At 61.9% G+C, this 22,228-nt stretch carries 18 protein-coding genes and 4 pseudogenes; 9 read left to right on the forward strand and 13 right to left on the reverse strand.

Going from position 1 to position 22,228, the window contains the following annotated elements:
• Nucleotides 1–2: 2 nt before the first annotated feature.
• The 4 genes from FPZ52_RS15865 to FPZ52_RS15880 all read right to left on the reverse strand — a co-directional run bounded on the left by FPZ52_RS15865 (nucleotide 3) and on the right by FPZ52_RS15880 (nucleotide 3,205).
• On the reverse strand, nucleotides 3–473 hold the full coding sequence (locus tag FPZ52_RS15865) for a tripartite tricarboxylate transporter TctB family protein (protein ID WP_146366595.1): 471 nt from the start codon (nucleotides 471–473) through the stop codon (nucleotides 3–5).
• A gap of 67 nt (nucleotides 474–540) precedes the next feature.
• On the reverse strand, nucleotides 541–1,470 hold the full coding sequence (locus FPZ52_RS15870; RefSeq protein WP_146366596.1) for a Bug family tripartite tricarboxylate transporter substrate binding protein: 930 nt from the start codon (nucleotides 1,468–1,470) through the stop codon (nucleotides 541–543).
• A 99-nt stretch (nucleotides 1,471–1,569) separates the two neighbouring features.
• Entirely contained in the window at nucleotides 1,570–1,905 is a 336-nt protein-coding gene (locus FPZ52_RS15875; RefSeq protein WP_146366597.1) for a hypothetical protein, read from the reverse strand.
• A 97-nt stretch (nucleotides 1,906–2,002) separates the two neighbouring features.
• A complete protein-coding gene (locus FPZ52_RS15880) occupies nucleotides 2,003–3,205 on the reverse strand; it encodes a plasmid recombination protein (protein WP_146366598.1) in 1,203 nt (400 codons plus the stop codon).
• A 400-nt stretch (nucleotides 3,206–3,605) separates the two neighbouring features.
• On the opposite strand from FPZ52_RS15880, the pseudogene FPZ52_RS15885 reads away from it, so the two are divergent.
• The 3 genes and pseudogenes from FPZ52_RS15885 to FPZ52_RS15895 all read left to right on the forward strand — a co-directional run.
• Nucleotides 3,606–4,213 (forward strand): annotated as a pseudogene (locus FPZ52_RS15885) (IS5 family transposase); the annotation flags it as partial.
• A 122-nt stretch (nucleotides 4,214–4,335) separates the two neighbouring features.
• Nucleotides 4,336–4,452: pseudogene (locus FPZ52_RS19640) on the forward strand (hypothetical protein); the annotation flags it as partial.
• 266 nt (nucleotides 4,453–4,718) lie between these two features.
• Nucleotides 4,719–6,230 (forward strand): alpha/beta fold hydrolase, encoded by a 1,512-nt coding sequence (locus FPZ52_RS15895; protein ID WP_146366599.1) that lies wholly within the window; start codon nucleotides 4,719–4,721, stop codon nucleotides 6,228–6,230.
• A 287-nt stretch (nucleotides 6,231–6,517) separates the two neighbouring features.
• On the opposite strand, the pseudogene FPZ52_RS15905 reads toward FPZ52_RS15895, so the two are convergent.
• From FPZ52_RS15905 to FPZ52_RS15915, 3 genes and pseudogenes are all read right to left on the reverse strand, one after another.
• A pseudogene (locus FPZ52_RS15905) lies at nucleotides 6,518–7,170 on the reverse strand (IS6 family transposase).
• A gap of 212 nt (nucleotides 7,171–7,382) precedes the next feature.
• Nucleotides 7,383–8,105 carry a sulfotransferase family 2 domain-containing protein gene (locus FPZ52_RS15910; RefSeq protein WP_146366600.1) on the reverse strand — a complete coding sequence of 241 codons (723 nt, stop codon included), beginning with the start codon at nucleotides 8,103–8,105 and terminating at the stop codon, nucleotides 7,383–7,385.
• Nucleotides 8,106–8,188: 83 nt separating this feature from the next.
• Nucleotides 8,189–8,845: a hypothetical protein gene (locus tag FPZ52_RS15915; RefSeq protein ID WP_146366601.1), complete on the reverse strand. Its 657-nt coding sequence runs from the start codon at nucleotides 8,843–8,845 to the stop codon at nucleotides 8,189–8,191.
• 180 nt (nucleotides 8,846–9,025) lie between these two features.
• Between FPZ52_RS15915 and FPZ52_RS15920 the strand changes: the two genes are divergently transcribed.
• A complete protein-coding gene (locus tag FPZ52_RS15920) occupies nucleotides 9,026–9,721 on the forward strand; it encodes a glycosyltransferase (RefSeq protein WP_146366602.1) in 696 nt (231 codons plus the stop codon).
• 330 nt (nucleotides 9,722–10,051) lie between these two features.
• Here FPZ52_RS15920 and FPZ52_RS15925 read toward each other — a convergent pair.
• The 6 genes and pseudogenes from FPZ52_RS15925 to FPZ52_RS15950 form a co-directional block, all read right to left on the reverse strand.
• Nucleotides 10,052–10,612, reverse strand: a pseudogene (locus tag FPZ52_RS15925) (IS6 family transposase); the annotation flags it as partial.
• A gap of 154 nt (nucleotides 10,613–10,766) precedes the next feature.
• Nucleotides 10,767–11,705, reverse strand: a complete 939-nt coding sequence (gene arcC / locus FPZ52_RS15930; RefSeq protein WP_146366603.1) for a carbamate kinase — start codon at nucleotides 11,703–11,705, stop codon at nucleotides 10,767–10,769.
• Nucleotides 11,706–11,708: 3 nt separating this feature from the next.
• A complete protein-coding gene (locus tag FPZ52_RS15935; protein ID WP_146366604.1) occupies nucleotides 11,709–12,710 on the reverse strand; it encodes an ornithine carbamoyltransferase in 1,002 nt (333 codons plus the stop codon).
• A 68-nt stretch (nucleotides 12,711–12,778) separates the two neighbouring features.
• Nucleotides 12,779–14,008 carry an arginine deiminase gene (locus FPZ52_RS15940; protein ID WP_146366605.1) on the reverse strand — a complete coding sequence of 410 codons (1,230 nt, stop codon included), beginning with the start codon at nucleotides 14,006–14,008 and terminating at the stop codon, nucleotides 12,779–12,781.
• A gap of 13 nt (nucleotides 14,009–14,021) precedes the next feature.
• Complete coding sequence (locus FPZ52_RS15945) at nucleotides 14,022–15,383, reverse strand: amino acid permease (protein ID WP_146366606.1); 1,362 nt, start codon at nucleotides 15,381–15,383, stop codon at nucleotides 14,022–14,024.
• Between the two features lie 9 nt (nucleotides 15,384–15,392).
• Nucleotides 15,393–16,889, reverse strand: coding sequence for a YfcC family protein (locus tag FPZ52_RS15950; protein ID WP_146366607.1), 1,497 nt, complete (start codon nucleotides 16,887–16,889; stop codon nucleotides 15,393–15,395).
• 454 nt (nucleotides 16,890–17,343) lie between these two features.
• Here FPZ52_RS15950 and FPZ52_RS15955 point away from each other — a divergent pair, with 454 nt between their 5' ends.
• From FPZ52_RS15955 to FPZ52_RS15975, 5 genes are read left to right on the forward strand one after another with little or no spacing between them, the layout of a single operon-like run.
• Nucleotides 17,344–18,696 carry a V-type ATP synthase subunit B gene (locus FPZ52_RS15955; RefSeq protein ID WP_146366608.1) on the forward strand — a complete coding sequence of 451 codons (1,353 nt, stop codon included), beginning with the start codon at nucleotides 17,344–17,346 and terminating at the stop codon, nucleotides 18,694–18,696.
• 3 nt (nucleotides 18,697–18,699) lie between these two features.
• Nucleotides 18,700–19,302, forward strand: coding sequence for a V-type ATP synthase subunit D (locus tag FPZ52_RS15960; RefSeq protein WP_146366609.1), 603 nt, complete (start codon nucleotides 18,700–18,702; stop codon nucleotides 19,300–19,302).
• On the forward strand, nucleotides 19,299–21,080 hold the full coding sequence (locus FPZ52_RS15965) for a V-type ATP synthase subunit I (protein ID WP_146366610.1): 1,782 nt from the start codon (nucleotides 19,299–19,301) through the stop codon (nucleotides 21,078–21,080). The genes FPZ52_RS15960 and FPZ52_RS15965 overlap by 4 nt, the downstream gene beginning before the upstream one ends.
• Complete coding sequence (locus FPZ52_RS15970) at nucleotides 21,077–21,523, forward strand: ATP synthase subunit C (protein ID WP_146366611.1); 447 nt, start codon at nucleotides 21,077–21,079, stop codon at nucleotides 21,521–21,523. Before FPZ52_RS15965 ends, FPZ52_RS15970 begins: the two co-directional genes overlap by 4 nt.
• A 12-nt stretch (nucleotides 21,524–21,535) precedes the next feature.
• Nucleotides 21,536–22,225, forward strand: coding sequence for a hypothetical protein (locus FPZ52_RS15975; protein ID WP_146366612.1), 690 nt, complete (start codon nucleotides 21,536–21,538; stop codon nucleotides 22,223–22,225).
• Nucleotides 22,226–22,228 lie beyond the last annotated feature (3 nt).

Consider the following 22,228-nt stretch of genomic DNA (forward strand, 5'->3'; position numbering starts at 1 on the left):
GATTATCCGTAATAGAGGTCGATCAGGAAGCCGCGCGGGAAGCGCACCTGAAAGAGAAGATCAAAGAGTAAAATGACGAGAACCGGCGCGACGATGCCCAGCCCGATCAGGATCAGAGGCCGCCTTTCGCCCCACATCACCGAAATGCCGGCCGTGCCAACCATCAGCGCAAGCAGGAAGTCTCCTAATCCGGCCATGGCCGCGAAGACTCCGAGTATGACCAGGGTACGGAAATACGCTGGATCGAGCGTCGAGTTATTGAGAATCTCGCCGCCGCGCGCGGTCCGGAAGATCACCATCATTGACAAAATCACAATCAGCCCAGCCACGAGCCTTGGGAAGGCAGCTGGCTGAAAACCCCGTATCAACATCGGCGGCACTTCCGCGAAGGTAAAGGACCAGCCGATCGCAAAGATCGCGATGGCGATAGCCACAAAAAGCGGGACTATATAGCGGATCTTGGTGGGGAACATTCAGCTTCCTCCGATCAAGCAGAAATCAGACGGCTGCGGGTGCCCGCAGCCGCCCTTACAGTCGGCGTTAGCCCTTGATGTAACCGAGTTCGATCAATGCTTCGCGCATTTGCTTGACCGAGTTGTTCATCTGATTGCCCCAAACGTCTGCACCTGCAACTGAGTTAGGTTCCAGCCCCTGCGTCGCCAGGAATTCGACATAGGCGTCGCTTTCCATGCCCTCGACAATGGCGGCGCGAAGCGCCTCGACGATATCGTCCGGCGTCCCCGCCTTGACTGCGAAACCGCGTACTGTGGCGAAATCGGCGGTGGTCGGTGTCTCCGGCGCGGTGGCCAGTCGGTCGGTGCCCATGACGACCATCGGGCAGACCTCGCCCGCGTCGATCTGCGCCGCAGCCTCACCGTAGTTCAGTACAGCCACGTCAACATTGCCGCCCACGAGATTGGTCAGTAGGTCCCCACCGCCTTCGAACGGGATGATTTCCGGCGGCTGGATCTCTGCGGCTTTGTTGAACATGAAAGCGGACACATCGTCGATATTTGCCACTTGCGTTACGCCATAGCGCAACGTGTCATCTGTCTGAGCATCGATAAACGCCTGCGTGCCGTCGAAGCTGTTGCACTTGGTCATCAGAACCTGAGGGTCATTGGTGCCCCGAGCAATCGGGATGAAACCTTCAGCATCGGTCGCGCTACCCTTGGCCTGGGTCACCGCATGGCCAGTGGTCCAGACCAGAATCGTGTGGCCGTCGGCTGGTCGGCTGTTTACGTATTCCATGGCCACAGCACCCGTACCGCCTTGCTTACTTACGACCACCATGTCGGCTCCCAGAACTTCAGTCACGGAGCTCATCATCATCCGGGCGGTCGTATCGGTACCACCGCCTGCCCCGGAATGGGTCACAACCTCTATTGTCCCCGACGGGAATTCCTGTGCCAGAACAGACGCCGGAAACGCCGTCAGCGCGAGAATCGTAGCCGTACCTAAGAATTTCATATGTTTAGCTCCCTAAATAGCTGCCCCCTCGCAGCGATTGAGAAAGGCGTAGCAGAGTATTTTTGGGATGCAATATTTGGTATACCATTTTATAAATCCTCACACGTCATCGATAACGCCAGCAGCATTTCTGTTGAACAGCGCCGCAACCACCGGATCATCCGGCTGTTCGTACTTCCTGCGCAGAGCAGCGGCGATAGATGCATCACGCGCAACCTCCGACCGCCGCGCACGCAGGAAGTCCTCGATGATCTCGGCAATGATCTGCAGGATGATCTCGAGCAGCGACATGGCCGGACTAAGCGTGGCCCTGACTTCAAGCGGCATCGGCTTCTCAGGCGCGCCACGCGGCCCCATGACCACCCTGCCCTTCTGCTCCCCCTTCGCTGGCTCCCAGTGCAACTGATCCTTGCGGATCAAGTCCAGCCCCAACATCAACGCTTCGCCTTTCTCGTAGGCCTTTCGACTGGCTTCTTCGCGGGTCAGAATCTCCTGTTAGCGTTCATTTAGCCGTCCTTCCTGCTTGTCGATTTCAGCAGAACGGCGCTCCAGACATCCGTTCCTTTTCCGACAGCCCCCTCTCCCGCATTGCCACCGACTGTTCCCTCGCCCCGATCTCTTGCTTTCGTGCTTTCCAAGAATCCTTCTCCGCCGCAAGGCGGCCTTCGGCCTCCGCCACAGCCCTCTCCCTCAGCGCCAGCTCCTGCTCCCTGACCTCGAGTCCGGTCTCGGTCCGCAGGTTCTGCGTCCGCTCCTGCGCGAGGGATTTGGCCGCCGCCTTGCGCGCGGCATACTGCTTCGTCGTCAGACGCTCCTGCGCAGGCCCCTTCCGCAGGAGCCCGCAAGGCTTGCCTACCGCTTGGTAGTAGCGGTCCTGGAAGGCCTCCATCGCAGACGTATAGGCCGCCTTTTCGGGGTTCTTCCCGACCTGTTCCTTCCGGGCGGCATGCAGGTGCTGCCCGTTTTCTTTTTCCCACGTCGCGAACTTACTGGCGTTGGCGGCGTTTACGCGGTCGCAGGCCTCTTCCCATGCCGCCAATGCCCGTTCATGTTTTTCTACGTTCTTTCTCTGGGTCACCCTGTTCTTGCTCGGACGCGGTTTCTTCGGCTTTCTCGGCCGCTGCTGCATCTCCGGCTTCGGCAATGACGCCAGCGTCGACGGCTTGTCATGTTTGGCCCGGTATTCTGCGGCAGCCACTTTCCCCACATGCAGCTTATTCGCATCCAGACGCGGATCATCTATGTTCACAGCAAGGATGTGCAAATGAACATTCTGCTCATCGAGATGGAGGACCGCCGCAAACGCGATCCCTTCGGGCATCCGCTTCCGGAAGTCCCGGATAGCCAGTCCCGCCCATTCCTGAATCTCTTCGGCATTCTTTTTCGGGTCGGCCAGATAGTCCCGGCTGGCCATGGGATGAGAGTGGATTTCCGTGTAGAGTGTCGCTGCATCGCTCCGCAGGCGGCGTTCATAGGTATTCCCGGATTTTGCCTGAACTGTTTCGCGGACCTCATCGCGCTTGCGGTCATGCAAGACACGCAATTCGGCAACCGAAATTGCGCCATGGCTCAGAACCGGCAGCGGCTCGCGTGGCGCATCGACGTGTTTGGAATATTCCGGGTCGCGCGCGGCTTCCAAGAAGACCTGCTTTGCGCTGTTCCAATGATCCTTGCTGCCCTTCATCTTCCGGGGCTGCGTACTGTAAGTCTCGATATGAACGAACTGGTATGCCATCAGGCCGCACTCCTTTTGACATTTGGTATGCGAGCTTGACGAAAATCCAAACGCATTTCCGGGTTGCGACACGCGTAACGAACTGTTTTTCTGTTATTATTATAGTTTTTCCGAAGCGCAGCAGAGACCCTGGCTGCCAACGAAGTGCGGCATATTTTCTGACACGACTATCCAGAGGGACAGACTATAGGTAGCTGAAGCTACCCCGTCTGCCCCTTACGCCGGGGAGGCGCTCCAGCAGCCCTGCGGGTGCTTGCGCGGCCGGTTCCCGGCCTTGCATTTGGCGAATCTGACTGACTTGGTTTTGTTCGGATTGCTGTTCGATAAACTGCGGGCTATCGGAATCGATTACCATATTGTTTTTCGACAGTTCGCGTGACCTTGGGACTGACTCAACTGATTCACCGGGCAGGGCGGCCCGTTACACCTGCTGATCGACAGCACAGGCATCAAGGTCGAGGGTGAAGGTGAATGGAACGCGCGAAAGCACGGTGGCACCAAACGCCGTGTCTGGCGCAAGATCCACATTGGAATTGACGAGAAAACATCGAAATCCGGGCTGCAGAGTTCACAACCAGCAATGTCGGCGACGCGCCCATGCTGCCCGAACTTCTCGACCAAATCCCGCCCGATCAGGAGATCGGCAGCGTCACCGCCGACGGTGCCTTCGACACCCGCAAGTGCCATGATGCCATCGCCGCTCGCAGCGCTACGGCCATCATACCACCCCGTATAAATGCCAAACCATGGAAGCCCGATAGCCCCGGGGCGATGGCGCGGAACGAGGCGCTTCGCGCGTCGAAACGCTTCGGTCGAACTATCTGGTGACGATGGAGCGGCTATCACCGCGGGAGCCGCGTCGAGACTAAGATGCATTGTGTCAAACTGCTGTGCCAACGTCTGGCCGCTCGGGATTTCGACCGTCAGGTTGCCGAGTTCCAAGTCCGCGTCGCTATCCTGAACGCCGTCACAGCGCTCGGCATACCCGTCACCGAAGCTGTGGGATGACTCTGTCCGGCGAAAGGGGAACCTCCGCCATCAGCTGATTTGTGAAACAGAGTCACCTCCGGATCATCGACGACGATCTTTGGCAACGGGTGAAGGACAAGCAGGGAGCGATCCGCGAGGAGATGAACCCCGCAGGGGTTCAGGACGGTGGACTTCGCCCCGAGCGGGCCCGCAGCCCGACCTACCTGCTCTCGGGACTGATCAAATGCGGATGCTGCGGGGCAACCTACACACTCATCAACAAGACCCGGTATGGGTGCTCGGCGGTGCGCGACAAGGGAAGCGGCGGAGGCCGCATTGCAGATATCAACGATCGGGTTCAAAGAAGGCAGTTCTCCGAGCGTGCGGCGGCGGCGCAATAACGCCTCGGACGCGCAACGATATTGGGTTGGCAATGCCATGAAGGCTGACGATATGCTGCGGTTGACTTTGCGTCAGACTCCTTAGAGTCTGAGACAAGTTCGGCGGTCGCTGCGAAGCTGAAGGTGTGAACGGAGGGTGGATCATGGAACACAACCGGAACGTGTGCATTGCCGCAAGCCTGGTGGCCGCCGTACTTGGCACATCCGCGCAGGCTCAGGATGCCGATGCTCCTCTGACTTCCTCGCTTGAGCGTCAGGATTGCGCGACCGAGGCGCTCGAGACCCTCGGCGCAGAATGCTACGTCTTCACCGGCGAAGAGAACTGGGACGACCCCAACGGAGACCTGGTGCAAATACCTGTCGCCGTCTTCAATGCGGATGCATCTGAGGGCAACGAGCCACCCGTCTTCTTCTTTCCGGGCGGGCCGGGTTATTCCTCGCTGGGCAATCAGGGGTATCTCGAGCAACTCCTGAAGGATGTCGGCGCGCGGACGCTCGTCACGATGGACCACCGCGGGTTCATCCATGCCGACCCGTCGCTCAGGTGCCCCGGTTATGCGAACGTCTCGCCTTACCACGACATCATCCACACACCGGCGATAACGTCGTCGCCCGATCCGCTTGAGCGGATCAAGCCCGTGGCCGCGCAGGTCGAGGCCTGCTACGACAAGCTGGTGTCGGAAGGGGTCGACCCCGCTCAATACAATCAGTACAGCGTTTCGCGCGACGTTGACGAGATACGCCAGCATCTCGGGTATGACACGATCCGGCCCTACGGTTCCTCGACCGGTAGCGGAACCGCGCTTTCGTATGTCCAGTACTTCCCCGAGGCGGTGGATGCGGCGGTCTTCGGCTGGCCGTGGTTCACGCATCTGCGCAGCCGGGCCGCGGTAGACGAGTTCTACACCGCTAAGCAGCGCTTCACCGAGATCATGGCGTTGTGCGTCGAGCAGAGCGAGGCCTGCCGCGAGTTGCACCCCGACTGGATGGTCGCCATCGACAAGGCCCGCCGAGCACTGGACGAAGATCCTTATGTCGTCGAGGTTGAGGCCGACGGTGGCGAGACCCTGCACTTCGACGGTGCCGCGTTTCTGGACGCGCTCTACCTGATGCTGCCCTCGATGTACGCGGAATTGCCCGTGCTGCTTAATGAGGTTCAGGCCGGGGATCATTCGCGCCTGCAGTCCTTCTTCCTTGTTGACGACTATGTGCCTGAAACGGGGCCCGGCAGCTATGCGCTCGGGTACTTCCTGGCGCATGTCTGCAACGACATGGGCGCGAACCGGCCGAACCCCGAGGATTCGACGGCGGCGATCGCGCGCGAGCCTGCGGTGCTCGGCTTCGAACCACCATGGGTCTGCGCCTGGTGGGGCGAGGACGGTGCTGTCCCCCCAGAGCACAATGACCTGCCGCGTTCGGATGTGCCCGTTCTCGCGATACACGGGCAGATGGACCCGTGCTGTGGTCCGCGTTGGAGCGAGCAGATCGCGCGAACGATGCCGAACGTGCAGTCCATCGTGATGCAGGGCCTTGGCCACAGCCCGGTGAACGAATGCCGTTCGCAGGTGATCCAGGCATTTCTTTTGAACCCGAGTGATGAACTTGATACGTCTTGCGCCGACGAGGTTCCACTCGAGAGCTGGGTGGTCGAGTAACGACCGGCTCATCCGAAACGGCGGCGGCCGCGACACTGCATTGCGCGGCGTCATCGCGCACGGACGGAACTCCTTACCTTACTCACTAAAGCCTTCGACCTTTAACCTGGAGCATATCCTGCGGCCTTGAAGTAATTCCAGCACTCTTCTGGTGAGAAGAGGTCGCAGATTTCTTTGAGAGCATCGAACATATCGGTGAACGTTCTCGCTCCAATTCGGCGCAGATGAACGTTCAGGGGATTGTCACGTAAACCTGTGGCAGTCAGCCAAGGCCTGTTGTTCATAGGTCAAGCGATGCTTGCTGCCGTTTTCCAGCTGTCGAAAGCCTCCAGTCGGTGATAGCGGATGGTCAGGGCTGAGCGGCGACGGGATGGGACAGAGAAGCAGTTGCGGGTTGCTGAATGAACTGCAACGAAGCGTTGCAACCCACCGGGTGATCGGTGGCCTTGCATAGTGCGGTCCCGTTTTCGAAACGGCAGGTGGCTGTTTTCGGCGCGATTATTGAGGCCTTTGTGTGACCAGTGATCGAGGCCGGGTGCGACCTCGCGCTGAGCAGCGCCGTAGGATCGAAGCTTGTCCGTCACAATCCGTTTGGGGATAACGCCAAAGCGCTTCATCAGTTTGACCAGCAGACGCTTTGCCGCCCGCATGTCCCGCCTGGACTGGAGGATCTCGTCCAGAACAATGCCATGCTGATCGACCGCCCGCCAGAGCCAGAACGGTCTGCCCGCAATCTTCACGACGACTTCATCCAAATGCCAGACGTCCCAGGATGGCCCTGCCGTCGTCGCAGATTTCGAGCGATCTGCGGCCCGAATTTGTCGGTCCAGCGCCGGATGCTTTCATAAGATACGTCGATCCCACGTTCCAGTGGTCGTTCCTCAACTTCACGAAGGCTCAGGTTGAAGCGGACGTACAGCCAGACCGCGTGGCCGATGATCTGGGATGGAAAGCGGTAACGCTTATAGCGGCGTGTTCATGGTTGCCAGCTATGGTGAAATCCCGATGCAAACAATCCCGGCTCGGTTTGTGTGACAATCCCGCTAGAGGCCAAACGATCCGAAAGAAGGCAACGTTACCGTGACAACACCCAACGAGCCGATACTATGTTGATTGTCACTGAGAACTGACCCGGTATGAACATTCCAAGTGTCACTGCGACGGCCTTTGGTCTGAGTAGCCAAGCAAACGAAAGTCGTCAGCATAGAGCCGTCGGATCAATCTGCTGGCGCGCGGTGTGAACTCCGGAACAGCTTGCGCTGGCCCGGTGACATTCAGCTGACCCATCTGACCCGGAGCGGGGGCGCGCTGTGCCATGATACGCTGGCGTACAGACTCCCAATCGATGGGCAAATCTTCTGAGCGTATGATATCGACCGGTGTTTGCGCCATGATCGGAGCCAGCAGATCGCTTTGCGGAATGAAATGATCGTTCAGAAGCTTGCGAGGCCAGCGTGCCAATGCAGCCAAGTAGGTTTCGAAGTCATCCTCGGGTTCCAGCCCCATCGCCTTCAACGCTCGAAGCTGTACGCCCTTTCGTACGACTTTGTCGCGATATGCGCTGAGCGCCCGCGTCCACGGATCGCGGACGACCGTGAATACGAACCAATCTGGCCCGATTTGCGGAGCGACTGTGCTGAAATGGCGCATCGGCAGGCGCGGGTCTTGCTGGACCTCGTTCACGCTGGTGGGATCGATCCCCAGTACCGGGCACAGCGCCAGCTTGGTCGAGGAATTCGCCGCCTTGGGGATCGGGACATAGATCACCCGGGCCTCTTCCAGCACCAACACGCGTGCGTCATCGGCCCTCTTGCCGAGAGCATGGTACTTGTAATGATCGCGGACGAGGTTCGCCGCGTGTTTCAGTCTGTCCATCTGACGCTATCCCGGATCGGCTGTCGGCAATCTCGATGTACCGGGGCTGTTCGCCCGGCGGCCTATAATGTTTGAATGGCGGTTCAAGTAAAAAGCTGCCAAGCATTCTTTTTTATCAGCTTATGCGCCAGACGCATCTCCCGCAGGTGGTTATGTGGGTCACGGGTTCGTTCCGAATGGTGAATGCTGAGCGTCGCCTTCCAGTCGAAGCCGAATACAGCCACATCTTTCCGACCCAGCTTGTCCAGGAGATAAAGAACCTGCATTCCCGCCGTAGGACGCGCGTGCAGCCTGTTCATCAATTCGATCGAGATGCGCATGGGATACGGAAGGATCGGCATCCCCAGATCCACGCCATCCAAGAAATCGGAGTGAAGGTCAAAATATTGTGTAAATATCAATTTTTTGAAGGCGGGTGGGTGTGCCTTGTAGTGATCCAGGGACCTTGCCTGTGACGTCACTCCTATATCCCAACGCGTTCCCTGTGCGCTCGGCTCTGTGATCTGGGCGCGGTTGAAGCGGATCGTGGGGCGCTTGTCGATCTCCGCTCCATAGCGATGCGACAGGATACTTCGGGCGTTTCCGACGACCGAAAGAGCGGCGGGAAGCGCCGCATCAAGCGCGTCAATCTGCGCCTCGTACACCTGATCGCCGGGATCCGTGGCCTCGTGATCATCCACGCGGCCCTTTCTGCGTCGGGTCTGTTGCCAGATGGCGAAATAGCTACCGAGCCTCGGCATGAGCATCTCCAAATGTGTTGCAGACCCTACTGTTTCGACAATTCAAGTCTGGGGCAAGAGGCGGTAAAATGACGTGTTGCGATTGCTGCCGGGCTGATGCTAGCTGACATTACGTCGCGCCAGTTGGACCCAGGCAGGCAGGATGACAGATGGCAAGAACGGATTTCAATGGAGAAAAAGATGACCCCAGCCCTGAAGATCTATGTCGGTCACGATTCCCGCGAAGACATCGCTTGGCAAGTCTGCCAGCATTCGATCCTCAGAAACGCGTCATCCCCCGTAGAGATCCACCCGCTCAAGCAGCCCGCACTGCGCGAGCTGGGCCTCTATACGCGTGACATGGACAATGCGAGCACGGAATTTTCGCTCACCCGGTTCCTGACCCCTTATCTAGCGGCGCATGACGGCTGGTCGATCTTCATGGATTGCGATTTCCTCGTTTCGGATGACATCTGGAAGGTGCTCGACGGGTTGGACCCGTCCAAAGCCCTGTTCTGTGTGCAGCACGACTACACGCCATCGCACACGACAAAGATGGATGGTAAGCAACAGACTGTCTATCCACGAAAAAACTGGTCGTCCTTCATGCTGTTCAACGGTGCGCATCCGTCAGTCAAGGCGCTGACCCCGAAGGTCGTCAACCAGCAGTCCCCGGCTTTCCTGCACCGTTTCGAATGGGTGGATGACAGTGATCTCGGCAGGCTCGACCTGACATGGAATTTTCTGGAAGGGGAGTATGACAAACCTGCAGAAATTCCCAATTGCGTTCATTACACGAATGGCGGCCCCTGGTTCGACAATTGGCAGAATGTCGACTTCGCGGATGAGTGGCGCGCAGAACGAAATCTGTATGAAGCGAAGCGCTTGGCCGTCTGACAGTCGGCACAATCACGGCTGACGGATTCACCGGATTCGCCATTTTGGCAAAGACTGCGACGGGCCTAGCTAAATCATGTCGGAGCAACGGCATAAGACATGGAGATCATAAGCTCTGGCCAATCGCGTTCAACCCGGGGCACATCAATCAGATGACGGAACAAACGTCCTTTGTGCTTCGGCTCGAAAACGTATCACGCCGGTTCGGTCGCAGGCTGGCATTGCCGGGAATTTTTCTACAGATAGTCAAAATCACGAAACCAAGGATATCCAATGGGGTTCTGTCGCGAATCTTCTTAACGGTTGTGTTCAGCCGCCGCCGGGACACAATTATGCTGCGAGCGCCGAAAACTGCTGAAACGCGGTGAGGTCATTGGTGTCGAGTTGCCCCTTTCGGATCATGTGTGCAGTCTCGATCCCAGCCAGTGTTGCGGTGCCTGAATGGAAGGCCTTAAAGCCAAGCATTGGGCGCGTGATCCGCTTGATGAAGCGGTGGTCTTGTTCCAGAATGTTGTTGAGGTATTTGACCTGCCGGATCTCGACGGTACGGCCAGCGCTGGTGAATTTCAGGATTACATTCACGGCTTTCAGGCCAGCCAGATTGGCATCACTCTCGTCGATTACGATCCGGTCCGGCACACCGTTTGCGCCGATCGCCCGCTTGAAAAACCGCCGGGCAGCCGCCAGATCCCGGCGGTCAGATAACATGAACTCAAGGGTCTGGCCGTTGCGATCGACCGCCCGGTAAAGCTATGTCCACCGGCCTTTCACCTTGATGTAGGTCTCATCCATCCGCCAGGACGTGGCCGTAGGCCACTTCCTCGCCTGCGCCCGAGCCGCGATTAGCGGTAAGAACTTCACAACCCAGCGATTCAGTGTCGCATGATCGACATCTGTTTCGAGAGTAAGGGCAAATTGGCGGATCGGCTGACCGGCGATGCGCTCGCTGCGCCGATCAGCCGGGCGTGGAAAAGTTATTGGCACGACGCGCAGCGTGACGGCGTCACCTGCGGCCCAGGCGATCAAGCTGCGGTCGCGCCTGGGATCAGTAGAACGCGGTCTCGCCGGCATCCACCGAGATCGTGGTGCCCTTTTCGCCGCGGACGGCGGCGGGCACGTCGGCGAGCGAACAGATGATCGCGCGCTTGCCGGTCGTGCGGGCGAAGTCCTGCGCGGCCTCTACCTTGGGTCCCATCGAGCCGGCCGGGAAGTCGAAGGCGTCCATCGCGTCCGGCGTCGCCGAACGGATCGCCCGCTGCTCCGGCTTGCCCCAGTCGAGATAGACGGCGTCGGCATCGGTGGCGATGACGAGACAGTCGGCGCCGATATCCTTGGCCAGCAGGCACGAGGCCAGGTCCTTGTCGATCACCGCCTCGACACCGACCAGCTTTCGGTCCGCGCCCTTCTGGTACATGGTCGGAATGCCGCCGCCGCCGGCTGCGATCACCGTCACGCCCTTCTCCAGCAGCCATTCGATCGCCTGCTTCTGGAAGATCTGCTTGGGCTTGGGCGAGGGTACGACGCGGCGCCACTTGTTCCCGTCGGGCTTCATGACCCAGCCCCTGGACTCAGTCTCGGCCTTCGCCTCGGCCTCGTCATAGATCTTGCCGATAAACTTGGTGGGATCCCGGAAGGCCGGGTCTTCCGGGTCCACCTCGATCATCGTCAGAACCGTCGCGACATGGTGTTCGAGCGGCAGCAGGTTGCCCAGCTCCTGCTCGATCATGTAGCCGATCATGCCCATCGTCTCGCCCACCAGGACGTCGAGGGGGTAGTCCTCGACCTCGGTGTTCATGATTTCCTGCAGGGCCAGCAGCCCGACCTGCGGGCCGTTGCCATGGGTGATGACGGTATCATGCGTCTCGCACAGCGGCGCCAGGGCCTCGGCGGCGATGCGGGCGTTGCGGCGCTGGTTCCCCGCCGTCATCGCCTCGCCCCGTTTCAAAAGCGCGTTGCCGCCAAGCGCAACGACGATGCGTCCCATGGCTCAGCTCCCCAGGGTGGCGACGAGGATCGCCTTGATCGTGTGCAGACGGTTCTCGGCCTGTTCGAAGGCGACGTTCATGTTGCTTTCGAATACCTCCTCGGTGACCTCCATCTCGGAGATGCCGAACTTCTCGTAGATGTCCTGACCGACCTTGGTCTCGGTGTTGTGGAAGGCCGGAAGGCAGTGCATGAACTTCACCGTCGGATTGCCGGTCTTCTTCATGACATCCATGTTGACCTGGTAGGGCATCAGCAGCTTGATCCGCTCTTCCCAGACCTCCTTGGGTTCGCCCATCGACACCCAGACATCGGTATGGATGAAATCGACGCCCTTCACGCCTTCGCCGACATCGGCGGTGATGGTGATGCGGGCACCGGTTTCCTTGGCGCGTTCGCGGGCCAGGTCCTGGATTTCCTCGTGCGGCTGGTTGGCCTTGGGCGCGACCATGCGCACGTCGCAGCCCATGATGGAGCCAAGGAGCAGCAGCGAGTTGCCCATGTTGTTGCGCGCATCGCCGAGATAGGCATAGGCGATCTCGGTGCGCGGCTTCTCGGAATGCTCGACCATGGTCAGCATATCGGCCAGCATCTGGGTCGGGTGCCAATCGTCGGTCAGGCCGTTATAGACCGGCACGCCAGCGAATTCGGCCAGTTGTTCGACCGCCGCCTGACCGGAGCCGCGGAACTCGATTGCGTCGAACATGCGGCCCAGGACGCGGGCGGTGTCCTTCATCGATTCCTTGTGGCCGATCTGCGACCCCGACGGATCGAGATAGGTGACATGCGCGCCCTGGTCGTGGCAGGCAACCTCGAAGGCGCAGCGGGTGCGGGTCGAGGTCTTTTCGAAGATCAGGCAGATTTCCTTGCCCTTCAGGGTTTCCTGTTCGTAGCCACCGTACTTGGCGCGCTTCAGGTCGCGCGACAGGTCCAGAAGGTACAGCATTTCGCGCTGGCTGAAGTCCGACAGTTTCAGATAGCTGCGGCCCTTGAGATTGAACGACATGAGAGATCTCCGCGGATTGGGGGAAGGTGCTGTGGCCGCGAGGGAGGAAGCCCCGCGACCAGCGAAACTCAGTAGGCGGGGTCGCGCAGGATGGGACAGGTCATGCAGTGCCCACCGCCGCGCCCACGGCCCAGCTCCTGTCCGCTGATGGTGATGACCTCAATGCCGGCCTTGCGCATCAGCGTGTTGGTGTAGGTGTTGCGGTCGTAGCCGACGACGACACCCGGTTCGAGCGCGACGACGTTGTTGCCGTCGTCCCACTGCTCGCGTTCCTGCTGGAACTCGTTGCCGCCCGTACCGATGACATGCAGGTCCGACAGGCCGAGCGCGTCCTTGTAAACGTCGAACAGGTGGCCCGGCTCCAGCCGCAGGTCGATGGGCAGGTTGCCCTCGCCGGGACGCATCGAGAAGCAGCGGATTTCGTCCACCACCTCGCGGAATGCGGTGACCTTGTCGTGGTCGAGCGCGGTGAAGACGGTGTCCAGGTGCATCGCGGCGCGCGATTTCGGCATCTGGCAGGCGATGACGCGTTCGGCCGCGCCGTTTTCGAACAACGACATGGCAACTTGCGAAACTGCCTGGCTGGTGGTCCGCTCACCCATGCCGATCAGCACGAGGCCGTTGCCGATGGGCATGACGTCGCCGCCTTCCATCGAGCTGTGGCCCCAGTCTTCGTCGCTGTCGCCCCACCAGATTTTGAAATCGGCTTCCTTGAACATCGGGTGGTACTTGTAGACGGTTCGCTGGATCAGCGTTTCGCCCTTGCGCGCCGGCCAGAACATCGGGTTGACGGTGACGCCGCCATAGATCCAGCAGGATGGGTCGCGCTGGAACAGCGCGTTGGGGATCGGGTTGAGCAGGAACTCGTCGTGTTCGCGCTGCGCCCGCAGTTGATCAGACAGCATTTCCGGTGGAAGATCATCAATGGTTATGCCGCCAAGCAGGTGCCGGGCCAGCGTCTTACCATCCAGTTCATCCAGCCAGGGGCGAATAATTGCAGCAACGGTCGGGCCAAGGTAATTCTTGGTGATCCGCCGGTCGAGCAGAAATCTCCGACCCTCGGGGACTTGCTCCAACACCTCCGCCAAAAGATCCTGGATGTCGTAGACGTCGACATCGCGGTCCTTCATCTTCAGGACGAAATCCGCATGGTCGGACCGCGCCTTCTGTACCCAGATCACGTCGTCGAACAGCAGTTCTTCGGCGTTGCGGGGCGTCAGTCGCTCATGCGCCAGCGAGGGGCGCGAGACGATCACCTTGCGCAGCTTGCCGATCTCAGAATGGACACCGAATTGCATCTCTGATCCTTTCTCAGTTGAGACTTTCTTCATGCCCGTCGGATATGACAGTGACGTTACGCCATTTTATCCAGACGTGGATGGGGATTCCGGCCATCAGCAGCAGCACGCCGAAGAAGACCGTGGTCTGACCCGCGCCCCACAATGCCCAGACCGAGTAGACAAAGCCGAGCATGCCCAGCACGGCGGCCTTCGCCACTTCGGGGCGGTTCATGCGGGCGTGGCCGTCGCGCAGCCGGATCATGACCTCGGCCAGCGCACATAGCGCATAGGGCAGCAGGCTGGACATCACCGCCAGCAGGATGATGACGTTGAAGGTCTCGACCAGCCCGTTGGCGAGGTTGATGACGATCAGCAGCGAGGCGAGGAAATTCGACAGGATCAGGGCGTTGGCGGGCGTGCCGTACTGGCTGACCACGCCCAGCTGTCGTGGGAAGACATGGTCGAGCGCGGCGCCGTAGGGCACCTGGCCGGTCAGCAGGGTGAACCCGTTCAGCGTTCCGATGGTCGACACCACCGCGCCGAGGGCGACGAAGATCCCCCCGGCCGGTCCCCAGATCACCCGCGCGACGTCGGCCAGCGGCGAGGCCGAGGCAGCTAATTCGGCTGAGGGCAGTACGCCGATGCTGACGGCCGTGACGGCCATGTAGACGATTGCGGCTATCAGCACACCGATGACCGTGGCCCGCGGGATCGTCCGTTCGGGATCGATGACGTCGCCGGCCGGTACGGTGGCCGATTCCAGCCCCAGGTAGGCCCACAGCGTCAGCGCCGCGGCTGCGGTGACGGCGGCGAAGCCGCTTCCGTCGGACTGATTGAACGGCTTGTAGTATTGCGGATCAATCATGAAGGCGCCGAACAGGATGACGGCCAGCAGCGGAACCAGTTTGGCCACGGTGGTCACGGTCTGGACGAAGCCGGCGCTGGAGACGCCGCGGATATTGATCAGGGTCAGGGTCCAGATCGCGATCAGCGCCGTTGCCAGGCTGTAGGCCTTGGACGCCGCGATGGCGGGAAACAGGAACCCGAGATAGCCGGTCAGCGCGACGGCGACGGCAGCATTGCCGGTCCACAGCGCGATCCAGTAGCCCCAGGCGATCAGGAAGCCGGTGAATTCCCCGTAGGCCTCGGCCGAGTAAGCGTAGGGCCCGCCGGTGCGGGGCACCAGCCGCGCCAGCCGGCCGAAGATTACGGCCAGCACCAGCGCGCCGGCCGAGGTCAGAACCCACCCGAGCATCGAGATCGGACCGAATGCTGCCAGCGAGGCGGGCAACAGAAAGATGCCCGATCCGATCATGTTGCCGACGACAAGCGCGATACAGGCGGTCAGTCCCAGCGACCCAGATTGCCTGCTGCCTGGTGAATTCTCCAACATTGGCAGCCGTTACTCTGCTGCCGCGGGGGTCTCGGTCGCCGTCGGGGCGGACGTTGCCGGCCCGGCAGGATCCGTGGGATCGAGAACCGCGGCGGACAGGCTGAGGCTGGCCATGATAATCACCGCGAGGATCAGCAGCAGGGGCGCGACGAAGCGAAGCCACTTGTCATAGGCAATGCGCCCGATCGCCAGCCCGCCCATGACCACCGCGAAGGTCGGGTTGAACAGGTTCACCCAGCCGCTGGCCGACTGGTAGGCTGTCACCGTCAGTTCGCGGCCGACACCGGCGAAATCCGACAGCGGCGCCAGGATCGGCATTGCCAGCACCGCCAGGCCCGACGAGGACGGCACCAGGAAGGACAGGACCACGTTGACCCCGAACATCAGGTTGATGAAGCCGATCTCGCCCCAGCCGCCGAACAGGCTTTCCAGCGCGTTCAGGATGGTGTCGGTGATCATGCCGTTATCCATGACGACGACGATGCCGCGGGCCACCCCGATGATTAGCGCCACGCCCAGAAGGTCACGCGCCCCGTCGATGAACGTGTCGATGAACTCGGCTTCTCCGAAGGAGGTTTCCTTGGCGAACCTGCCGATGACCCACACGAGGATGGCCATGCCGAGGAACAGCGCCGACATCTCGCCCATCCACCAGTCCTGGGTGATGACACCCCACAGCATGATCGCGAAGGTCAGGGCGAAGAGCAGCAGGATGATACCGCGCATCCGGGTGAACTCGGGCAGCGTGTCCGCGCCGCCGGCCTTGAGGAAATGGCGGCGGTGTTCGGCCATTTGGTCGGCAACGACCGAGCGGGAATTGTCCGCCTTCACCCGGCTGGCGTAGCGCATCACGAAGGCGATCCCGGCCAGCAGCGACAGCACCAGGATAACGAAGCGCAGTATCAGCCCGTCCTGGATCGTCGTGCCCGCCGCGTTCGAGGCGATCACGGTGGCAAATGCATTGAACGTGGATCCCATCGTGCCGATCCCGGCGCCCAGCAGGATCACCGCCACGCCGGTCATGGCGTCGTACCCGGCGCGGATCATCACCGGGATGACGATGGCGTAGAAGGCCAGGCTTTCCTCGGCCATGCCGTAGGTCGTGCCGCCGGCGGCGAAGGCCGTCATCAGGATCGGGATCATGAGGATCTCGCGGCCCTTGAGGTGATGCAACAGCCAGCCGATCCCGGCGTCGATGGCGCCGGTGCGCGTGAGGACTGCCAGGAAACCGCCGATGATCAGCACGAACAGCGCGATGTCGATCGCCTGGGCCGTGCCCTCGAACGGATCGTAGAGCCCCTCGATCGGCGCCATCAGGACATCGACCCAGCCTTGTGGGTCCGGTTCGACATGGTGATAGGTGCCCGGCACCGGCGCGTCGCCTCCGAGTGCCTCGTTATAAGCGCGGTCGTACTGGCCGGCGGGGATCACCCAAGTCAGTGCCGCGACGATTGCGATGAGCACGAACAGGATCGTGAAGGCAGACGGAAAGCGGAAACCGGACATGCAAGCCCCTTCATGTGGGAGTAGAATCGTCGAGTCTTAGTTTACGTTACGTTTCATGACGCTACGCTGACAATCATCCATTCGAACTTGTCGATGTTCACGTTTCCGTTACCTTCTGCCGGCAGGCGACAGGCCGCCACCCAGGTGTCACCGGCGCCTCCCGAGGCCCTGCGTCCCTTTGGTCGCTGCGGAATTCTGGCCTTCCGGGTCGGATCTTCGTCGCCGTGGACCGTGCCGGATGGCCCGGTGTCCGAAAGTGGCCGGAATTTCCCTGGATCAGTTTCATGGCTTGCATGCCGTGGGCAAGGTCGTTCAAGATCGGCACAAGGTAGGGGCTGCCAGAACGGACGGCACGACTGATCGCCGCACCCGGAGGCTGTCACGCTAGGGTCACGCGAGTGAGATACGCCTTGAGCGTAATGTCATGGGATCGTAACAGGCGAACGGGTGGATCATGTCGGATACCTTGATCAGTTACACGCATGTCCTGTCGATCATCGGTGACATCCTGCGAATCCGGCTGCCGGAGCGCGAGGGGGTGGGAACCGAGCGGCCGGCCTATGGCGACCTCGCCGAGGTGCGCGATGTCGACGGCCGGGCGCGACTGGCCAAGGTCGTGAAACTCGCCGACGGCGAGGCCTCGCTGCAGGTCTTTTCCGGGTCGAAGGGCATTTCCACCCGCGCTACCGTCCGGTTTCTCGGCCATCCGCCGCAGGTCGCCTTTTCCGACAACATTCTGGGTCGCGTCTTCGGTGGCGAGGGCACGCCCATCGACGGCGGACCGTCGCTGGAGATGGATGGACGGATCGAGATTGGCGGCCCCTCGGCCAACCCGGTGCGGCGGCGCCTCGCGTCCAGAATGATCCGTACCGGCGTGCCGATGATCGACGTGTTCAATTCGCTGGTCGAAAGCCAGAAGATCCCGATCTTTTCGGTCTCCGGCGAACCCTTCAACCAGCTCCTCGCGCGGATCGGGATCCAGGCCGATGCCGATATCGTCGTCTTCGGCGGGCTCGGGCTGCTGTTCGACGACTACTGGCGCTTCCGCCGCACCTTCGAGGACGCAGGCGTCTTTTCGCGCACGGTGATGTTCGTCAACCAGGCCTCGGATCCGATGGTCGAGCGGATTCTCATCCCGGACATGGCCCTGGCGGTGGCCGAACGCTTCGCCGTCGAGGAAAAGAAGCGGGTGCTGGTCCTGATGACCGACATGACCGCCTATGCCGACGCGCTGAAGGAGGTCGGCATCTCGATGGACCGAGTGCCGTCGAACCGCGGCTACCTGGGCGATCTCTACAGCCAGATGGCGCGACGTTACGAAAAGGCCGCCGATTTCGAGGGCGCTGGATCGGTGACGATCCTGACGGTGACGACCATGCCGGGAGGTGACGTGACCCACCCGGTGCCGGACAATACCGGCTACATCACAGAGGGCCAGTTCTATCTGCATGACGGGGTGATCGACCCGTTCGGGTCGCTGTCGCGGCTCAAGCAGCACGTCATCGGCAAGGAAACGCGCGAGGATCACAGCGCGGTCATGAACACGATGATCCGTTTCTATTCCGAGGCCCGCGACGCCCAGCAGAAGCAGGCGATGGCCTTCGACCTGTCCGGCTACGACCAGCAGTTGCTGAAATTCGGCGCGCTGTTCCGCAGCCGCTTCATGGATATCGACGTCGTCATGCCGCTGGACGAGGCGCTCGACCTGGGCTGGCAGACCATGGCGGAATGTTTTGCGTCCGAGCAGTTGCTGATGAAGCAGACGCTGGTCGACAAGTATTTCCCGAAGACAGCGGGAGCGGCCTGAACCATGCCCCGGCTAACGCTCAACAAGGCCCAGCTGGCGAAGGAGAAGTCGGCGCTGGCCATGTACCGCCGTTACCTGCCCTCGCTGGACCTGAAGCGGCGGCAGCTGATGGCCGAACGCAAGCGCACCGAGGAGCGGATCGCCGCACTGCGCCGGGAAGAGGCCGAGCGCGTGGACGGTATCGGTGCCGCGATCCCGATGCTCGCCGATCGGGGCATCGACTTGTCGGGACTGGCGACGCTGAAATTCGTGCGGCTCGGCGAACGCAATGTCGCCGGCCAGCGCGTGCCGGTGGTCGAGGAGATCGAGGTCGAGGTTGCCCCCTATGGCCGCCTTGGTCGGCCCCACTGGGTCGACCTGACCGCCGAGCGCCTGAGGGATGTGCTGCGGCTGCGGGTCGAGGCGCGCGTCGCGGAACGTGAAATCGAACTGCTCGATGCGGCGCTGGCAAAGGTTACCCAACGTATTAACCTGTTCGAGAAGGTGCTGATCCCACGGACCCGCGCGAATATCCGGCGCTTGGGCATCGTTCTGGGCGACATGGAACGTTCCGCCGTGGTCAACGCCAAGATCGGCAAGCGAAAGCGCGAAGCGGCGGGACCATGACGATCGAACCGATGAAACGCGCAACCCTGTGCGGGCTTGCCCGCGAGAAGGACGAGATGCTGGCTGCGCTGCAGGGGCTGGGATGCCTGCATCTCGTGCCGCTGCGCGATCCCGCTCCGCTCGATGCCCCTGATGCCGCCGCCCGGCGCCGCACAGCCGCGGCCTGGCGCCACCTGGAAACTGCGCCGCGGCGGAGACGACCCTGGCCTGTGGACAAGACGGTCGATTTCGACGCGACGATCGATGCGGCGCTGGCCAACAAGGAGCGGCTGCGCAAGGCCCATGACCTGCGCGATGCGCTGACCCGGCGGATCGACGATCTCGAGGCGTTCGGGGATTTCGAACTGCCGCCCGAACCGGCGCTGCGCGGCCGCAAGCTGTGGTTCTACATCCTGCCGGTCAAGGAACGCCGCGCGCTCGACGCGCTTGACCTGCCCTGGGCGGTGGTGGCGCGGGAACAGGCCAAGCTCTACGTCGCGGTGATCTCGACCACCGAACCGCCGCCCGACCTGCTACCGGTGCCCCGGGTCCATACCGGGTCGCGAGCGCTGTCGTCGCTTTACGGCGCACTAGAGGCGGCGGAGATCGAGATCGAGCAGGCCGAGGCGGAACGGGAGGAACTGACGCGTAGCCGCCTGATCCTCGGCGTGCGGCTAGCCGCGGGCGAGGACGAGGACGACCGCCGCGCGGCATCCGGGATGACGCTGGACGAGACGCGGTTCTTCGCGGTGCAGGGCTGGGCCCCGGCTGCCGCCGCGCAGGAACTGGGCGAACTGGCCGCCGCTCACGGTCTGGCGCTGCGTCTGGAGGATCCCGATCCGGACGACCGGCCCCCCACGCTTCTGAAGAATCCCGGCCGCTTCGAGGAGGTCGGCGCGCTGACCTCGTTCTACATGACGCCCGATTACCGCGCCTGGGACCCAAGCCTGATCGTCTTCGCCTCCTTCGCGTTGTTCTTCTCGATGATCCTGGCGGATGCGGGCTATGCGGCGGTGCTGGCCGCGCTGGTCTGGCTCTTCCGCCGCAAGATCGGCTCGGGCGAAGCCGGCCGGCGGCTGCGGTTCATGCTGTTCGTCGTACTGGGGACCGCCTTCGCTTACGGCGTCGCCGCCGGCAGCTATTTCGGCGTCGAGCCGCGCGAAGGCGGGATCCTGAATCGCATCGCCTTTATCGACGTCAACGATTTCGAGACGATGATGCGGGTTTCGGTGCTGATCGGGGTGCTGCATGTCTGCATCGCCAATGGTGAGGTTGCCTGGCGCCGGCGCGGCGGTCCCGAGATTGTCGTCCGCCTCGGCTGGATGGCGCTGACGATCGGCGGCCTGCTTTTGTGGCTGGGCGCGTCGGCCATCGGCGCCGTGCTGGCGGTCGGAGGGCTGGCGGCGGTGTTCCTGGCCAGCGCGGCGCAGCGCCCGATCGTCAGGCCCAGGGACTGGATCATGCGGCTGGCCGACGGCGCCCTGTCGCTGACCGACGTCACCAAGCTCTTCGGCGACGTGCTGAGCTACATGCGCCTGTTTGCCCTGGGGCTGGCCAGCGCGTCGCTGGCCGCGACCTTCAACAACCTGGCCGGGGAACTGGCCGAGAACGTCGCCGGGATCGGTGTCTTCCTGGCGCTGATCGTCCTGGTCTTCGGCCATGTGGTGAACCTTGCGCTCGGCATCCTGAGCGGGGTGGTCCACGGGCTTCGGCTCAACTTCATCGAGTTCTTTGGGTGGGGCCTCTCGGACGAGGGCTATCCGTTCAAGGCATTTGCACGAAAGGAACGAACGTCATGAACGAACTCGTGATCGCGCTCGGCTGGATCGGCATATTCGGCCCCATGGCCCTCGGCGCGGTCGGCAGCATCATCGGTTGTGCCGTCGCGGGACAGGCCGCCATCGGCGCGATGCTGGAAACCGACGGCGGCTATGGCCGCTTCGTCGGGATCTCCGCCATGCCGTCCTCGCAGATCATCTTCGGCATCGTCATCATGTTCTCGCTGAACCAGGAGGTGACGGCGACGAATGGCGGCGGGCTGTTCGCCATCGGCTTTCTCGCCGGGATCACGCTGATGATGAGCGGGGTCTGGCAGGGGCGCGCCTGTGCCTCGGCCATCGCCGCGGCGAAGGACAAGCCCGAGATCTTCGGCCTGTCGCTGGCCCCGGCCGCGATCGTCGAGGGCTTCGCCGTCTTCGCCTTCGTCTTCGCGCTGGTGCTGGCCGGCTCACTTCCGGGTTGAGGGGGACGCAAGTTGGCAGACGCGCATACCACCGCACCCGCCGCCGGCATCAAGGAACTGATCGAGCGACTCCGGCAGGAAGGCGTCGAGGAGGGCGAGGCCAAGGCCGCCCAACTGGTCAGCGAGGCCGAGACCCGCGCCCGCCAGATCCTGGGCAAGGCCGAAGCCGAGGCGAAATCGGTCCGCGACGCGGCCCGGGCCGAGGCCGAGCGCACCCGTCAGGGCGGCGAAGAAGCGCTGCGCGCGGCGATGCGTGACACGGTCCTGAAGCTCAAGGACACGCTCAGCCGGCAATTCTCGGAACAGGTCAGCGGGACGGTGTCTCGGCTGGCCCGCGACGACGAGGTGCTCAAGCGGATGATCCTGGCCGTCGCGGCCCGGTCCCGCGAGGATGCCGGAGTCGATGATGCCGCGGTGCTGGATGTCGTGCTGCCGCGCTCGACCGTGGGTCTCGATGAATTGCGGCGCAAACCGGAAGAGCTGAAGGAGGGGTCGCTGACCCATTTCGTTGCCGCCGCGGCCGCCGAGATGCTGCGCGACGGCGTCACCTTCGAGCGCGCCGGTGACGACGCGGACGGGATCCGCCTGGTGCTGAAGGACGAGGGGCTGGTGGTCGATCTGACCGACCGCGCGGTGGCGGACATGATCCTGCGGCATCTGCAGCCGCGGTTCCGCGCGCTTCTCGAAGGCGTCGTGAGTTGAGAC

Source organism: Qingshengfaniella alkalisoli, from assembly GCF_007855645.1.
Lineage (GTDB): Bacteria > Pseudomonadota > Alphaproteobacteria > Rhodobacterales > Rhodobacteraceae > Qingshengfaniella > Qingshengfaniella alkalisoli.

What these genes read in the sequence shown, in the direction of transcription:
- FPZ52_RS15865 (WP_146366595.1), bottom strand. Translation starts at nt 473, where the DNA reads ATGTTCCCCACCAAGATCCGCTATATAGTCCCGCTTTTTGTGGCTATC.
- FPZ52_RS15870 (WP_146366596.1), bottom strand. Translation starts at nt 1,470, where the DNA reads ATGAAATTCTTAGGTACGGCTACGATTCTCGCGCTGACGGCGTTTCCG.
- FPZ52_RS15875 (WP_146366597.1), bottom strand. Translation starts at nt 1,905, where the DNA reads ATGTTGGGGCTGGACTTGATCCGCAAGGATCAGTTGCACTGGGAGCCA.
- FPZ52_RS15880 (WP_146366598.1), bottom strand. Translation starts at nt 3,205, where the DNA reads ATGGCATACCAGTTCGTTCATATCGAGACTTACAGTACGCAGCCCCGG.
- FPZ52_RS15895 (WP_146366599.1), top strand. Translation starts at nt 4,719, where the DNA reads ATGGAACACAACCGGAACGTGTGCATTGCCGCAAGCCTGGTGGCCGCC.
- FPZ52_RS15910 (WP_146366600.1), bottom strand. Translation starts at nt 8,105, where the DNA reads ATGGACAGACTGAAACACGCGGCGAACCTCGTCCGCGATCATTACAAG.
- FPZ52_RS15915 (WP_146366601.1), bottom strand. Translation starts at nt 8,845, where the DNA reads ATGCCGAGGCTCGGTAGCTATTTCGCCATCTGGCAACAGACCCGACGC.
- FPZ52_RS15920 (WP_146366602.1), top strand. Translation starts at nt 9,026, where the DNA reads ATGACCCCAGCCCTGAAGATCTATGTCGGTCACGATTCCCGCGAAGAC.
- arcC (WP_146366603.1), bottom strand. Translation starts at nt 11,705, where the DNA reads ATGGGACGCATCGTCGTTGCGCTTGGCGGCAACGCGCTTTTGAAACGG.
- FPZ52_RS15935 (WP_146366604.1), bottom strand. Translation starts at nt 12,710, where the DNA reads ATGTCGTTCAATCTCAAGGGCCGCAGCTATCTGAAACTGTCGGACTTC.
- FPZ52_RS15940 (WP_146366605.1), bottom strand. Translation starts at nt 14,008, where the DNA reads ATGCAATTCGGTGTCCATTCTGAGATCGGCAAGCTGCGCAAGGTGATC.
- FPZ52_RS15945 (WP_146366606.1), bottom strand. Translation starts at nt 15,383, where the DNA reads ATGTTGGAGAATTCACCAGGCAGCAGGCAATCTGGGTCGCTGGGACTG.
- FPZ52_RS15950 (WP_146366607.1), bottom strand. Translation starts at nt 16,889, where the DNA reads ATGTCCGGTTTCCGCTTTCCGTCTGCCTTCACGATCCTGTTCGTGCTC.
- FPZ52_RS15955 (WP_146366608.1), top strand. Translation starts at nt 17,344, where the DNA reads ATGTCGGATACCTTGATCAGTTACACGCATGTCCTGTCGATCATCGGT.
- FPZ52_RS15960 (WP_146366609.1), top strand. Translation starts at nt 18,700, where the DNA reads ATGCCCCGGCTAACGCTCAACAAGGCCCAGCTGGCGAAGGAGAAGTCG.
- FPZ52_RS15965 (WP_146366610.1), top strand. Translation starts at nt 19,299, where the DNA reads ATGACGATCGAACCGATGAAACGCGCAACCCTGTGCGGGCTTGCCCGC.
- FPZ52_RS15970 (WP_146366611.1), top strand. Translation starts at nt 21,077, where the DNA reads ATGAACGAACTCGTGATCGCGCTCGGCTGGATCGGCATATTCGGCCCC.